This is a genomic window from Variovorax sp. Soil_C_17 (assembly GCF_057657265.1).
In genome coordinates, this window is sequence record NZ_JBDGIT010000028.1 from 1 (window position 1) to 14,786 (window position 14,786).

Consider the following 14,786-nt stretch of genomic DNA (forward strand, 5'->3'; position numbering starts at 1 on the left):
AAGATGTCGCGCGTCAACTCGCCCATGCGAAAGCGCGTCAGCGTGCCGTAGCAGTCGAAGGTGATGTACTTGGGACGGAAGATCATGGTCTCTATTCCTTGGATGAAAGATGCAAAAGCGACGAACTCATGACGACGTGATTGCAGCACGCAGCCGCGTCGAGGTTGTAGGGAAATGAAGTGCCCGGCGCTTGAAAGCTGCGGTTTGATGGGGCGCCGGCGGCATGCCATGCGGTCCGCCTTTTGCGTGTGCAGCGCGCACCTCGTGCGTGGCTGGGAAGGCGATGCGCATGCTGCTGAACCGGCTGAAGGCTCAGGCCATGATCCACACCTTGCGCACGGTCTCGGGGGTGCGCCAGGTGCCGGTGTAGCCCGGCTTCATGATGAAGCAGTCCCCGGCCTTGTAGATCACGGGGGCCTGTCCGTCCTCGGTGAGCTCGACCACGCCGGACAGGATCAGGCAGAACTCCCAGGTCTCGCCCTTGATGGAGCGGTTGACGCCCGGCGTCGACTCCCACACGCCGGCGCGCACCTTGTCGTCCTTGGCGCTGTCGACGTCCCAGTTGCGGCACACGATGTCGCCTTCGATGACGCGTTCGGCCGGCGGCCGGTATTCGCGCGGAACGCCGAGTTGGTCGAAGTTGAAATTGACAAGCAGATTCTTTGACATGAAAAGTGGACTCTCGGGAGGGTGGAACACGACCCTGATGCTATGTTTGGGAGTTCCTGCGTTGGTGCCGAACCCGATGCCGAAAACGGTGACAAATGCGCGATTGGCTGGCGCCAAAGCGCAATCTGCTTGCACGGCAAATGCGTCGAGATGCCCCTGCCCTACGGCGGGCCGAGTCCCACGACCCTCACTCCCACCGTCTCTGGGTCGCGATGAGGCGAAGCGGATACCCGCGCCGGTCCGGCGACTGGCGCAGGACGATCCGGCTGGCGAAGCGCGCGATGCCGATGTCGTCTTCCAGCATCTTGTCCATCAGTGCCTGAAAATGGCCGACGCCGGGCGCCACGATCTTCAGCAGGTAGTCATAGCCGCCGCTGACGTTGTAGCACTCGACGATCTCCTCGTACTTCCCGGCGCCTTCCTCGAACTTGCGGAAATCATGCGGTCGGTGGCTGCCGATGGTGACCTCCGAGAACACGATGACGTGGTCCCCCAGCTTTTCCAGCGCGATGTCGGCGCCATAGCCGCGGATCAGCCCGGTCTCCTGCAGCCGCTTGGTGCGCAGCAGACACGGGCTGGGGCTGAGGCCCACCGATTCGGCCAGATCGACGTTGGAGCAGCGCCCCTCGCGCTGGAGGTGCACCATGATCTTGAGGTCGAACCGGTCGAACGGCACTGCTGATCTCATGGGGCGATCGTATTCTCGAGCCGATTCCCGGACTAGCGCTGCGCCTGGGTGAGCGATGCGTCGAGCGCCTCGATGACCATGCCGGCCTGCTCCGCCGACAGCACCAGCGGCGGACGGATCTTGAGCACGTTGTGCCCCAGGGCGCATGCGCTGAGCAGCACGCCTTTGTCGCGCATCAGGTTGACCACCCGGCTGGTCAGGGCGCGGTCCGGCGCCCGCGTCGTGCGGTCCGACACGAGCTCGACGCCGACGAAGAGCCCTGCCCCCCGCACATCGCCGATGGCCTCGTGCTTTGCGGCGAGCCCGGCGATGCCGTCGAGCAGCACCTTGCCGATCTTGGCTGCATGCGGCACCAGCCGGCTGCGCTCGATGGTCTCCAGCACGGCCAGGGCCGCTGCGCATGACACCGTATTGCCGGCGAAGGTGTTGAAGTAGCGCGAGTTCCTGCCGAATTCCGCCAACGCATCGGCCGTCGCGAGGAGACCCGCGATCGGCTGGCCGTTGCCCATCGGCTTGCCCAGCGTGACGATGTCGGGAACGAGGCCGTGGCGCTGGAAGCCCCACATGTGCTCGCCGGTACGGCCGAAGCCGGGCTGCACCTCGTCGGCGATGAACAGGCCGCCCGCGCGCTTGATCGCCTCCACGGCGCCCTTCAGGAAGCCTGCAGGCTCGGGCAGGATGCCGTCGCTGGTGAAAAGCGAATCGACGATCAAGGCCGCCGGCTTGATGCCGTGGCGCTGCAGGTCGGCGATGGCCGCCTCGACGTCGCGCGTGAAGCGCTCGCCGAGGTCGGCGCCTTCGGCGTGGTACAGGCGCGGCGCCGGCACCAGGCGAACGTGTGGACCGAGGTCGACGCTCACGCCCAGCGATGGCGAGAACTGCGACACGGCGTCGGTGATGCCGTGGTAGGCCGTGTCGGTGACAATCACGCCCGTGCCGCCGGTGCGCACCTTGGCGATGCGATACGCCAGGTCGTTGGCCTCGCTGCCGGTGCAAGTCAGCATCAGGTGGGCCAGGTCCGTGCCCGGCACGCTGGCGAGGAGGCGCTCGGCCAGCTCGAGGATGGTGTCGTGCAGGTATCGCGTGTTGGTCGCAAGCGTGTTCACCTGGCGGCAGATCGCCTCGGTCACCGCCGGGTGGCAGTGGCCGAGCGAGGTGACGTTGTTGTAGACGTCGAGGTAGCGGCGGCCTTCCGGGTCGATCAGCCACACGCCGTCACCCCGCACGATGTGCAGCGGGTGTTCGTACATCAGCCGGTAGGCGGGGCCGAGCAGCGCATTGCGCCGCTCGATCATTGCCTCGGTGGCGGGCCCGACGTCGGCACGGCCGGGAATGTAGGCGTTGACCATGTTGAAGTCAGCGGTGGCTTTCATGAAGAGGTTCCGTTTCGTGTGGGAGTCAAAAGGCGGTCGCGCGCATCGTGGCGGGAGAGGTCTGCCATCTGCGACAGTGCCTCCCAGGCCGCGGCGTTGTGGCGCATGATGTAGGCGCGGTTCTCGGGATAGCGCAGGGCGCGCCACTCCGAAATCAACGCCGTGATGAGGTGGCGCGTCGCCATGAGGTCGGCGACGATGTCCTGCTCCGGCTCGGTCAGTGGCAGGACGGCCTGATAGGCGCCGACGAACTGCGCCGGTCCCTCGAAGGGGTCGGCGTTGCCGGTCATGTGGAAGGCGGCAGCCGTCGCCACCTCGCCGACCAGCGGCGCATGGAGCATGTCGCCGAAGTCGATGATGCCGATGATGCGCGTTTGGTCGTCCGGCGCGACCAGCACGTTGTAGAGGTGGTAGTCGTTGTGGATCACCTGCGCCCTCACCGACGCCAGGCGTGGCAGCACATGGTCGGTGAAGCGCGTCATGAACGACCGGGCCAGCGCGCGGCGCGGTGTTTCGACCAGGCTGTCGAGCTGGGCCGTCAGGCGGTGCGCGGCCGACACGTTCCACAGCAGGTCGTGGGTGGCCGCCGGGTGCGTGAAGCCTTGCAGGGCGAGGTCCAGCTCGGCCAGTCCCTTGCCCATCGCCACGCGCTGGGCGGCGGTGCGCGGTGTCTCCCGGATCTGGATGCCTTCCAGGTAGGTGAGCATGCGCACGGTGGTCCGGACGCCATCGGCCAGGGTGGCGCTGTCGCGCGCGCGGCCGTCCAGCGTTCGCACGACGCGCGGCACGGGCTGGCCGGGCGATGTGCGCGCGATGTGCTCCAGGGCCGCGATCTGGAAATCGACCAGCGCCACCGACTCGGAGGGGTTGCCGATCTTGAACACGTAGCGCGTGCCGTCGGCGGATTCGATGGCGCAATTCTGGTCGCGCTCGCCCGCCAGCGGCTTCACGCTGCCCTCGATGCCATAGAGGCGCGCCACCAGCGCCTGCACCTCGGCTGGCGCCAGGTCGGGCGCGGCGGTGCTCAGCGCAGCGGCTTCGCTGGGGCCGCCCCCGGGCGCTGCGCGCCCGGGTCCACGGTCGGGATCAGGCATGCGCATCAGAGTCCGAGCAGCGCCGGCAGCTGACGAATGTCGGTCAAGCGGCTCACGCCGTACTCGGTCGACGTGGGTTCGTGACCCCGATCGATGAAGGCCTTGGCCATGAAGCCCAGGTCCGACGCCGTCATCAGGTCGTATCGGAAGCTCGACGAGACATGCATCATCTGACCGGGCCCGCAGCCGAGCTGGTCGAACATGTATTCGAATGCCTGCATGCGCGGCTTGTACGCGCGTGCTTCCTCGGCGGTGTAGACGGCGTGGAAGGGGGCCTCGAGGTGCGCGACGCTGTGAGGGATGAGGTCGACCATCGAGTTCGACAGAATCACCAGCGGCACGTGCGGTGCGATCGCCTCCAGCACCTCGACCACGTTCGGGTGCGGCTGCCAGGTCGGCACCGCTTCGTACAAGGAGAGCGCATCCGATGCCAGGCATTCGATGCCGTGCGCCTTGCAGGCACGCTGGATCGAGTTCTCCACCACGTCGAAGAACGGCTTCCAGTCGCCCAGTACCTCGTCGAGGCGATAGGCCCTGAAACTGTCCAGGAATGCCGGCATCCGGTCGGCCGGCACGCGGTCCTTGAACAGGACTTTCGCCGTCGGGCCCATCTCGAAATTGATGAGCGTGCCGTAGCAATCGAAGCTGATAAATTTTGGTTTGAATGTCATGGGTTCACCCGCTGCGTTGAGATGGAACGAGTCTAGGGTGACCCCCCTTGCAGGAGATGCCATATCTCAACGGAACCCAAGCAGATTCTTGGTCAATCCGGAGCCGGCCTGGCATTTTTGAGCGGTGCTGTTTGCGCGTGCCGGCTCGGCATGGAGCGGAAACGAAGCGTGCAGGCGCACCGCTGCATCCGGCTGGACCCGCCGCGATTTCGGAAAGCGCGCGCTTGTCGGCGCGCCGCTCAGTGGGACTTGAATTCGTCCGCCGTGATGCCCAGCTTGCGCAGCTTGTCGTGCAGCGTCTGCCGCGCGATCGCGAGCGCGCTGGCGGTGGCGGGCTGGTCTCCCTGGTGCTTGCGCAAGGCCTCGACGATCACCGCCCGCTCGAAGGACTCGACCTGCTGCGGCAGCCCGCGCGGCAACGCCGGCTCGCCTTCGCCGTTGCCGCGGGCCAGCGTCAGCCGCTCACCCAGCAGGCCCAGCACGAAGCGGTCGGCCACGTTGCGCAGCTCGCGCACGTTGCCGGGCCAGGCGTAGGCCATCAGGTCGGCGACCTGCGCGCCGCTCAGGATCGGCGCCACGCGCCCGTAGCGCGCCGCCGCCAGCAGCGAGAAATGCTCGAACAGCAGCGGGATGTCCTCCCGCCGTTCGCGCAGCGGCGGCAGCTCGATGAAGGCGACACCGAGGCGGTAGTACAGGTCGGCCCTGAACTTCTGCCGGTCGCTCAGGTCCTTGAGGTCTTCCTTGCTCGCGGCCACGACGCGGCAGTCGAAGGGGATGGCCCGGTTGGAGCCGATGCGCTCGATCGAGCGCTCCTGCAAGGCCCGCAGCAGCTTGATCTGCACCGCCATCGGCATGCTCTCGATCTCGTCGAGAAAAAGCGTGCCGCCGTGGGCGTATTCGAACTTGCCCACCCGCACGCGGTTGGCGCTGGTGAAGGCGCCGGCCTCGTGGCCGAACAACTCGCTCTCGGCCAGCGCCTCGGGGAGGCCGCCGCAGTTGAGCGGCACGAAATGCTGGCGGCGGCGTTCGCTGTGCTCGTGCAGGCAACGGGCGACGAGCTCCTTGCCGGTGCCGGTCTCGCCGTAGATCAGCACATCGGCCGAAGTCTCGGCCAGCGTCATCACGGTGCGGCGCACCTGCTGCATCTGCGCCGAGCGGCCGATCAGCACCGCCTGGATGCCATGCCAGTTCTCCAGCGCGTCGCGTAGCGCGCGCACCTGCAGCGTGAGCTGCCGCCGCTCGATGGCGTGGCGCACGATCGCCACCAGCCGCTCGGAGCTGAAAGGCTTCTCGATGAAGTCGTAGGCGCCCTCACGCATGGCCTGCACCGCCATGGCGATGTGGCCGTGGCCGGTGACCAGGATGACGGGCAGTTCGGCATCGGCGTTGCGCAGCTCGAGCAGCCATTCGGTGCCGCTCAGGCCCGGCAGGCGAACGTCGCTGACCACGATGGCCGGCACGCCGAAGCTGATCTGCGCACGCGCGGGCTCCGCGCTCGCGAAGGCTTCGACCTCGAAGCCGGCCAGGGTCAGCATCTGGGTCGTGCTGAGCCGGACGTCCTCGTCGTCCTCGACCAGCAGCACGCGGATGGCAGGGGCTTCGCTCACTTGTAGATCACTCCTTCCAGCTGCGGGCTGGCAACGTTGCAAATGGCGACCGGCAGGTCGACGACGAAGCAGGCGCCGCCCTCCGGCAGGTTGGCGGCACGCAGCGTGCCGTCCATGGCCCGCACCAATTGTGCCGAGATCACCAGGCCCAGGCCCAGCCCGGTGCCCGCGGGCTTGCTGGTGACGAAGGGCTCGAACAGGCGCGCCAGGATGTCGGGCGGAATGCCCGGGCCGGTGTCGCTCACGCGCAGCATCGCGCGGCCCTCCTGCGGCCTTGCCTCCAGCCGCAGGGTGCGCCGGGGGGAGGCCTGCATCGCGTCGATGGCGTTTCGCATCAGGTTGACGAGCACGCTGCCCAGCGCGGCTTCCTCGGCGACGACGGCCAGGGTGGCGGGCTGCACGTCGACCTCGATCGCGATGCCGTTCTTCTTCGAGGCCTCGGCAACGATCAGCTGCGCATCGGCCACGGCCTGCGCCAGCGCCACCGGCGCGAGCTGCAACTCGCCCTTGTGCGCGAAGGTCTTGAGCTGCGAGGTCAGGCGCGCCAGGCGGTCGACCATGCCGCGGATGCGCTGCAGGTTGCCGCGCACGTCGTCGAGGCGGCTCTTGTCGAGCAGGATGGCGGCGCTCTCCGAGAGCGTGCGCATCGCCGTGAGCGGCTGGTTCAGCTCGTGCACCACGCCGGCCGACATCTGGCCCAGCGCGGCCATCTTGCCGGCATGCACCAGCTCGCCCTGGGCCGCGCGCAGCTGTGCGGTACGCGCGATCACGGTCGATTCGAGGCTGTCGTGCGCCGCCTGCAGCGCGGCCTGGTTGGCGAGCTTCTGGCGCACGGCGCGGCGGCGCTGCCACAGCGTGACGGCGATCAGCAGCAGCACCGCCATGGCCAGGCTCGCGGTGATGGCCGCATAGCGCGCGCCCACGCGCACCGGCGCCAGGTCGTCGAGCACCACCAGCTGCCAGGGCGCGCCGCGCAGCGCGCGCGTCGAGGCGAGCTGCACCACGCCGTCGAGCGCGATGATCTGCACGTCGCGCGCCAGCGCCTCCTTTTGCGACCACCGCAGCGGCTCCAGTCCGGCCTCGCCATAGGGGCGCGAGCGCTGCACCTCGGCACGCTGCAACGACTCCAGAGGCCGCAGCGGACGGAACTTCAGGTCCTCGCGGGTGGCGAGTATCACCACGCCGCGCTGGTCGATCAGCATCACATGGCCCGGCAGCAGGCGCCAGGCGCGCTCGGACTCCTCGAGATTGACCTTGACGGCCACCACGCCGCGCGCCGGCTGGTCGCGGCGCAGGGCATAAGACAGGTAGTAGCCGGGCTTGCGGCTGGTGATGCCCACGCCGTAGAAGCGTCCCCTGCCCTGCCGCAGCGCGTCGATCACGTAGGGCCGGAACGACAGGTCCTGGCCGACGGTGGTGCCCGGCCGGTTCCAGTCGGAGGCGGCCAGCGAGGTGCCGGCGGCGTCGAGCACGTAGAGCATCTCGGCGCCCGCCGCGGCATTGACGCCATCGAGATAGCGGTTGACCGCATCGCGCAGGCCCGCATCCGACGGCGCACTCAGCAGCGCCGGGACGATGGGTGTCATCTCGAGCAGCGCGGGCAGGTACTCGAAACGAGCCAGGTCGGCATCGAGCCCGGTCGCAAGCATGTCGAGCCGGTGCTCGGCCGCCTCGCGCAGCCGCGCCAGGCCGTTCTGCATGGCGAGCTGATGGCCGGCGACGGCGGCCAGGGCCACCAGTGCCAGCGCGCCGAACCAGCGCGGCAGGCCGCGCCAGCGTCTTGGGGTCTCTGAAGGCAAATCGAAGCGCCGGGCCGGCTCCCAGGAAATCATGGGCCGGTTATTGCACAAGGCTGCATGGGCCGCATCGGTGGCTGCCCGGTGGCGCGTGCCGCGCAGTTCGGCCAGGCCCAGGGCCTGCTCAGGCATAGCGCAGTTCGCCCGTCTTGCCGCGGAACACCCGGTAGGAGAACACGGTGTAGCCCACGATGGCCGGCACCGAGATGCAGGCGCCCACCAGGATCACCTTGAGCGCCGCCGCACTGCTCGCGGCCTGCCAGATCGTGAGCTGACCGATCACCACATAGGGAAAGATGCTGTAGGCCAGCCCCAGGAAGCCGAGCACGAACACCATGATGAGGAGCACGAAGGGCAGCCAGCACACCGGCCCGCGCACGATGCGGGTGTCCAGCAGGCCGCGCACGGCGAGCAGCGCCGCGCCGGTCATCAGCGGGATGGCGGCCAGCGCCAGGATCTCGGGCAGGGCGAACCAGCGCTCGCGCACCTCGGGGCTGACCCAGGGCGTGGCCATCGAGATCAGCAGCATGCCGCCGACCATCGGCGCCCAGGCGGTGCGTGCCCATTGCACGGCGCGCTCCTGCAGCGCGCCCTCGGTCTTCATGACGAGCCAGGTCGCGCCCATCAGCACGTAGGCCATCGGCAGCGCCACCGCGATGGCCGCGGCGAACACCGGGTAGTTCCAGCCGGTGCCGAAGCCGCTGACATAGCGCCCGAGCATCCAGCCCTGCGCCACCGAGGCCAGCGTGGAGCCCGCGAAGAAGAGCCGGTCCCAGGTGCGCTTGTGGCTGTCGCGCGCCTTCACGCGAAAGTCGAAGGCCACGCCGCGCAGCGTCAACCCCACGAGCATCAGCGCCACCGGCAGGTAGAGCTCGCCGAGCACCAGGCCGTGCGCCTTGGGGAAGGCGATCAGCAGGATGCCCACGCCCAGCACCAGCCAGGTCTCGTTGGCGTCCCAGAACGGGCCGATGGAGGCGACCATCACGTCCTTCTCGGCGTCGGTGGCGCGGTGCATGAGCATGCCCACGCCGAGGTCGTAGCCGTCGCTGATCACGTAGACCAGCATCGACACACCCATCAGCACCATGAAGATCACCGGCAGCGCGGCGTCAAAGCTCATCGCGGTCATGCCCGGCCTCCTTCGGTGGCAGGTGTGGCGATGGGGCTGACCGCGGTGATCCCGCCCGGCGGCGTCGCGGCGCGCTCGGCGGCCTCGCCCGCCAGCAGTTCCTCGGGCTTCTCCGCCATGTACTTGAGCACCGCGACGTAGGCCACGATGAGCGCCAGATAGAGAGTGACATAGAGCGCCAGCGTGAGTCCGATCATCGCGGACGGCACCTTCGACACCACGTCGGCCGTGCGCACCAGGCCATAGACGATGTAGGGCTGGCGGCCGATCTCGGTGACGTACCAGCCCGCCACCGTGGCCACCCAGCCCGAAAAGGTCATGCCCGCGAACAGCCACAGCAGCACACGCGGCAGGCGCGCCGGCTGCCATCGCGCGCGGCGATACAGCCACCAGCCGAGCCAGCTGGTGGCCAGCATCAGCATGCCCATGCCGACCATGATGCGGAACGCGAAGAACATCGGCAGCGGCGGCGGATGCGCGCCCGCGAAGTCGTCGAGCCCGCGGATCTCGCCATCGGCGTCGTGGGTGAGGATCAGGCTCGCGCCCTTCGGCACCGCGATCTCGAAGCGGTTGCTGCGCGACTCGGAATCGGGAATCGCGAACAGCAGCAGCGGCACGCCGCGCGCGGTCTCCCACACGCCTTCCATCGCGGCGATCTTGGCGGGCTGGTGCTTCAGCGTGTTGAGGCCGTGCATGTCGCCCACCACGATCTGCACCGGGACCAGCAGCGCCGCCAAGGTGAGCCCCACCCGCATCACGCGCGCCGCGCTGCGCTGCCCCACGCCGCGCAGCACCTGCCAGGCCGAGAGGCCCGTCAGCAGGAAGGCGCAGGTCAGCGCCGAGGCCAGCAGCATGTGCGCGAAGCGGTACGGGAACGAGGGGTTGAACACCACTGCCAGCCAGCTCGCGACATGGAACTCGCCGTCCACGATCTCGTGGCCCGCGGGCGTCTGCATCCACGAGTTGAGCGCCAGGATCCAGAACGCCGAGAGCGTGGTGCCGAAGGCCACCATGAAGGTCGACATCAGGTGAACGCGCTCGCCCACCTTGCCGTGGCCGAACAGCATCACGCCGAGGAAGCCCGCCTCCAGGAAGAAGGCGGTGAGCACCTCGTAGCCCAGCAGCGGCCCCGCCACGTTGCCGACGCGCTCCATGAAGCCCGGCCAGTTGGTGCCGAACTGGAAGCTCATGGTGATGCCGCTGACCACCCCCAGCGCGAAGGTCAGCGCGAAGACCTTGGTCCAGAAGCGGTAGGCGTCGAGCCAGCCCTGCGCCGGCACCGGGTCGCCGCCGCGCGTGCGCAGCCAGCGCCAGCGCAGGAACAGCAGCAGCCAGCCCAAGGCGATGCTGATCGTGGGAAACAGGATGTGGAAGGTGATGTTGGCCGCGAACTGCATGCGGGCGAGGATCAGGGCGTCCATCCGGTTCCTTTGATGCCGGCGGCGGGGCGGCCGCCGCCGGCGTGGGTCATCGCCTGGCCGCGCCGCCCTGCTTCAAGGCGTCCGACATGCCGATCAGCACTCCGCTCACCAGCGTCGAGTAGCTGTCGATCAGTGCCTGCGAGGCGCGCAGGCCCATCGCGCGGCCGTCGCGCAGGCTCTTCTGCGTGTCTTCCAGGAGCTGCTCGAGCGCCGCGTCGGCCCGCGCGCCGGTGCCGGTGCTCTTGCCCTGCATCGCCTGGAAGACGCCGCTCCACGGGCCCTCGGCCGGCGCCGCCTTGCGCACGCTGGCGAACAGCGTCTCCTCCATCTTCTCGATGTCGGCGAGTGCCTTCTTCAGCTGCGTCTCGCGCAGGCTCACGCCCTGATCGACCAGCTGCTGCAGCGCGCGCTGGTTGGCCAGCACCGCCTGCTCCATCGCGCCGTCCATGCCCGCGAAGGCTTTCGCGAGCAGCGCCTCCACATCGGGCGCGGGCAGCTTGCTGCCGGCCGCGCCGGCCGAGGCCGCCTTGGTGACCGTGCCCAGCACCTGCCGGATGTTCGCGAGCGTGAGCTCGCGGCCCTGCAGCGCCTTGAGCGTGGCCTCGTGCACCGCCTTGCGCACGGTCTCGCCCTGCTTGGCGGAGGCTTCCGCGAACGTGTTGATCAGCGCAGCCTGATCGATGCCATTCTTGAGGATCATGGTCGTCGGCTCATTGCATGTGCTGGCCGCCGTTGATGGCGATGTTGGCACCGGTCACGAACGCCGCCTCTTCGGAGGCGAGGTAGATGATCAGGCCCGCCACTTCCTCGGGCTTGCCGAGACGCCCGACGGGGATGTGCGGCAGGATCTTGCTGTCGAGCACCTCCTTCGGAATGGCCGTGACCATCTTGGTGCCGATGTAGCCCGGCGAGATGGTGTTCACCGTGACGCCCTTCTTCGCCACCTCCAGCGCCAGCGCCTTGGTGAAGCCGTGCACGCCGGCCTTGGCCGCCGAGTAGTTGGTCTGGCCGAACGCGCCCTTCGAGCCGTTCACCGACGACACGTTGATGATGCGGCCCCAGCCGCGGTCCACCATGCCGTCGGCCACCTGCTTGCTCATGTTGAACAGGCTGTCGAGGTTGGTGCGCAGCACGGCGTCCCAGTTGACGCGGTCCATCTTCTTGAAGGTCATGTCGCGCGTGATGCCGGCGTTGTTGACGAGCACGTCGACCGGGCCCAGCCGCTCCTGCACCTGCGACACGGCGCCCACGCACGAATCGAAGTCCGCCACGTCGCAAGGCACGGCCAGGATCTCGTAGCCGCGCTGCGCCATCTGCGCCACCCAATCGGCGTGCGACTTGTTGCCCGGCGAGTAGGTCACCGCGAGCTTGTAGCCCGCATCGACCATCTTGGTGGAGATCGTCTCGCCCAGGCCGCCCATGCCGCCGGTGACCAGGACCACTTTTTTCTGCTTCTCGCTCATCTGCTTTCTCCTTGTCGTGAAATAAAAAGATGCCGCTCGAACCGCTGCGCCGTGCGCGCCCTGCGACCCGCGAGGGCGTCAAGCCCGCTCGACGGCCAGCGCCACGCCCATGCCGCCGCCGATGCACAGCGAGGCCAGGCCCTTGTTGGCGCCGCGGCGGCGCATCTCGTGCAGCAGCGTCACCAGCACGCGGCAGCCGGAGGCCCCGATCGGGTGGCCGATGGCGATGGCGCCGCCGTTGACGTTGATGCGGCTCGTGTCCCATTCCATCTCGCGGTTGACCGCGCAGGCCTGTGCCGCGAAGGCTTCGTTGATCTCCATCAGGTCGAGGTCCTGGGCCTTCCAGCCGGCCTTCTTCAATGCCAGCTGCGAGGCGGGCACCGGGCCCATGCCCATGAGCGAGGGGTCCAGCCCGGCGCTCGCGTAGGCACGGATGACGGCCAGCGGCTGCAGGCCCAGCGCGGCGGCGCGCGAGGCCGACATCACCAGCACCGCGGCCGCGCCGTCGTTCAGGCCCGAGGCATTGCCGGCCGTGACCGAACCGGCCTTGTCGAAGGCGGGGCGCAGGCCGGCGAGGGCATCGGCGTTGGTCTTGCGGTTGACGAACTCGTCGGCGGCAAAGACGATCGGATCGCCCTTCTTCTGCGCAATGCCGAAGGGCAGGATCTCGTCGTCGAAGCGCCCCGCGTCCTGTGCGGCGGCGGCCTTCTGCTGCGAGGCGAGCGCGAGCGCGTCCTGCATCTCGCGCGTGATGCCGTACTTCCTCGCCACGTTCTCGGCCGTGGTGCCCATGTGGTACTGGTTGTAGACGTCCCACAGGCCGTCGACGATCATGGTGTCGACCAGCTTCCAGTCCCCCATGCGCTGCCCGTTGCGCGAGTTGGGCAGCACGTGCGGCGCGGCGCTCATGTTCTCCTGGCCGCCGGCCACCACGATCTCGGCGTCGCCGCACTTCACGGCCTGCGCCGCCAGCATCACGGCCTTCAGGCCCGAACCGCAGACCTTGTTGATGGTGAGGCCGGGCACGCCGATGGGCAGCCCCGCCTTGATGACCGTCTGCCGCGCCGGGTTCTGGCCCGAGCCGGCTGCGAGCACCTGGCCCATGATCACTTCGGACACCGCATCGCCCGGCACGCCGGCCTTGGCGAGCAGGCCCTTCACCACGTGGGCGCCCAGCTCGGGGGCTGCCGTGCCGGCGAGCGAGCCGCCGAACTTGCCGACCGCCGTGCGTTGCGCGGCCACGATCACGATATCGTCTGACATGAGATTCTCCTTGGGGGTTGACGTGAAGGGAATGGCGGCGGCCTGCGGTTTTCAGGGCGCCTTGGCTTTGACATAGCGCCCGGGCGCGGGCTCGATGACGGGAAACTCCGCGCTGCCCAATGCGCTGCGCGCGGCCACTTTCTCGCCGGCATGCGTGGCAAGCCAGTCGCTCCATCCTGGCCACCAGCTGCCGTCGACGCTTTGCGCGCCGTCGAGCCAGGCGCCGGCATCGGCGGCGAGCTCGCCGACCCAGTGGTTGCGCTTCTTCTTCGCGGGCGGGTTGATCACGCCCGCGATGTGGCCGCTGGCGCCCAGCACGAAGCGGGTCTTTCCGCCGAGCAGGCGGGTACCGGCGTAGGCGGTTTTCCACGGCACGATGTGGTCCTCGCGCGAGGCGTAGACGAAGGCCGGCGCGTCGATGCGCGACAGGTCCACCGGGACGCCGCACTGCACCGTGCCGCCGGGTTCGCGCAGCTTGTTCTCCAGGTAGGTGTTGCGCAGGTACCAGCAGTACATCGGCCCCGGCAGGTTGGTGTCGTCGCCGTTCCAGTACAGCAGGTCGAAGGCCGGCGGCGCCTGGCCCTTGAGGTAGCCCTTGACCACGTAGGGCCAGGTCAGGTCATTGGCGCGCAGCGCGGCGAACACGGTCGCGAGCTCCCGGCCCTTGAGGACGCCGCCGCGGCCGATGGTGGCTTCGCGCGTGGCCACCATGGCTTCGTCCACCATCAGGCCCAGCTCGCCCGTGTCGGAGAAATCGAGCATCGCCGTCAGCAGCGTGACGCTGGCGGCCGGCTTCTCGCCGCGCGCGGCCGCGACGGCAAGCGCGCTCGCGAGCAAGGTGCCGCCGATGCAGAAGCCCAGCGTGCAGGCCTGGTCGGCACCGGCGATGCTGCGCGCGACATCGAGCGCGCGCAGCACGCCTTGCTCGACGTAGTCGTCCCAGCCCAGATGGCCCTGGTCGGCCGAGACATTGCGCCACGACACCAGGAAGACGGTGTGGCCTTGCGCCACCGCATGGGCCACCAGCGAGTTCGCCGGCTGCAGGTCGAGGATGTAGAACTTGTTGATGCAAGGCGGCACGATGACCAGCGGTCGCTTGTGCACCTTCGCCGTGGACGGCGCGTACTGCACCAGCTGCATCAACTCGTTCTCGAACACCACGCCACCCGGGCTGGTGGCGACGTTGCGGCCGACTTCGAAGGCCGCGTCGTCCGACATCGAGATGCGGCCCTTCGCCACGTCGGACAGGAAGAGGCGCGCGCCTTCGAGCAGGCTGGCACCGCCGGAGTCGAGCGCGGCCTGCATCGCCTCGGGGTTGGTGGCGAAGCTGTTGGCCGGGTTCATCGCATCGACCACCTGCCGCAGCGCGAAGTCCATCTGTGCCTTGCCGCGTGCGGCGAAAGGCGCCGCCTCCAACGCGCTGCGCATCCATGCGCCGAATTGCAGATGGCCTTGCGACAGGCCCTGCTGCCAGGCCTGCAGCCACGAGCTCGGGTCGAGATCGGGAGAAGAAGATGAGGTCATGGGCTTGGCTGCTCAATGCAGCTTGACATGGGGTTCGGTGCGCCGCGTGATCAGGCGGGCGAGCGTGTCGAGCGAGACCTTGACGACC

The 14,786-nt window shown here is 68.6% G+C and carries 13 protein-coding genes and 1 pseudogene; all 14 read right to left on the bottom strand.

Annotation, left to right across the window (positions count from 1 at the left end; all coding sequences use genetic code 11):
• A pseudogene (locus AC3A6Y_RS34635) lies at positions 1-230 on the bottom strand (hypothetical protein); the annotation flags it as partial.
• A gap of 82 nt (positions 231-312) precedes the next feature.
• Positions 313-669, bottom strand: coding sequence for a cupin domain-containing protein (locus AC3A6Y_RS34640; RefSeq protein ID WP_487872733.1), 357 nt, complete (start codon positions 667-669; stop codon positions 313-315).
• A gap of 187 nt (positions 670-856) precedes the next feature.
• Positions 857-1,357 (bottom strand): Lrp/AsnC family transcriptional regulator, encoded by a 501-nt coding sequence (locus tag AC3A6Y_RS34645; protein WP_487872734.1) that lies wholly within the window; start codon positions 1,355-1,357, stop codon positions 857-859.
• 32 nt (positions 1,358-1,389) lie between these two features.
• Positions 1,390-2,730, bottom strand: coding sequence for an aspartate aminotransferase family protein (locus tag AC3A6Y_RS34650; RefSeq protein WP_487872735.1), 1,341 nt, complete (start codon positions 2,728-2,730; stop codon positions 1,390-1,392).
• Positions 2,727-3,824, bottom strand: a complete 1,098-nt coding sequence (locus AC3A6Y_RS34655; protein WP_487872736.1) for a phosphotransferase — start codon at positions 3,822-3,824, stop codon at positions 2,727-2,729. Before AC3A6Y_RS34655 ends, AC3A6Y_RS34650 begins: the two co-directional genes overlap by 4 nt.
• A gap of 5 nt (positions 3,825-3,829) precedes the next feature.
• Entirely contained in the window at positions 3,830-4,495 is a 666-nt protein-coding gene (locus AC3A6Y_RS34660) for a haloacid dehalogenase type II (protein WP_487872737.1), read from the bottom strand.
• Positions 4,496-4,734: 239 nt separating this feature from the next.
• Positions 4,735-6,102: a sigma-54-dependent transcriptional regulator gene (locus tag AC3A6Y_RS34665; RefSeq protein ID WP_487872738.1), complete on the bottom strand. Its 1,368-nt coding sequence runs from the start codon at positions 6,100-6,102 to the stop codon at positions 4,735-4,737.
• A complete protein-coding gene (locus AC3A6Y_RS34670; RefSeq protein ID WP_487872744.1) occupies positions 6,099-7,934 on the bottom strand; it encodes a sensor histidine kinase in 1,836 nt (611 codons plus the stop codon). The genes AC3A6Y_RS34665 and AC3A6Y_RS34670 overlap by 4 nt, the downstream gene beginning before the upstream one ends.
• Before the next feature lie 88 nt (positions 7,935-8,022).
• Entirely contained in the window at positions 8,023-9,018 is a 996-nt protein-coding gene (locus AC3A6Y_RS34675) for a cytochrome d ubiquinol oxidase subunit II (protein WP_487872745.1), read from the bottom strand.
• A gap of 5 nt (positions 9,019-9,023) precedes the next feature.
• A complete protein-coding gene (locus AC3A6Y_RS34680; RefSeq protein ID WP_487872739.1) occupies positions 9,024-10,448 on the bottom strand; it encodes a cytochrome ubiquinol oxidase subunit I in 1,425 nt (474 codons plus the stop codon).
• A gap of 46 nt (positions 10,449-10,494) precedes the next feature.
• Positions 10,495-11,148, bottom strand: coding sequence for a DUF6781 family protein (locus AC3A6Y_RS34685; RefSeq protein WP_487872740.1), 654 nt, complete (start codon positions 11,146-11,148; stop codon positions 10,495-10,497).
• Between the two features lie 10 nt (positions 11,149-11,158).
• A complete protein-coding gene (gene phbB / locus AC3A6Y_RS34690) occupies positions 11,159-11,911 on the bottom strand; it encodes an acetoacetyl-CoA reductase (RefSeq protein ID WP_487872741.1) in 753 nt (250 codons plus the stop codon).
• A 78-nt stretch (positions 11,912-11,989) separates the two neighbouring features.
• Entirely contained in the window at positions 11,990-13,174 is a 1,185-nt protein-coding gene (locus AC3A6Y_RS34695) for an acetyl-CoA C-acetyltransferase (RefSeq protein WP_487872742.1), read from the bottom strand.
• A 51-nt stretch (positions 13,175-13,225) separates the two neighbouring features.
• On the bottom strand, positions 13,226-14,698 hold the full coding sequence (locus tag AC3A6Y_RS34700; protein ID WP_487872743.1) for a PHA/PHB synthase family protein: 1,473 nt from the start codon (positions 14,696-14,698) through the stop codon (positions 13,226-13,228).
• Between the last annotated feature and the right edge of the window lie 88 nt (positions 14,699-14,786).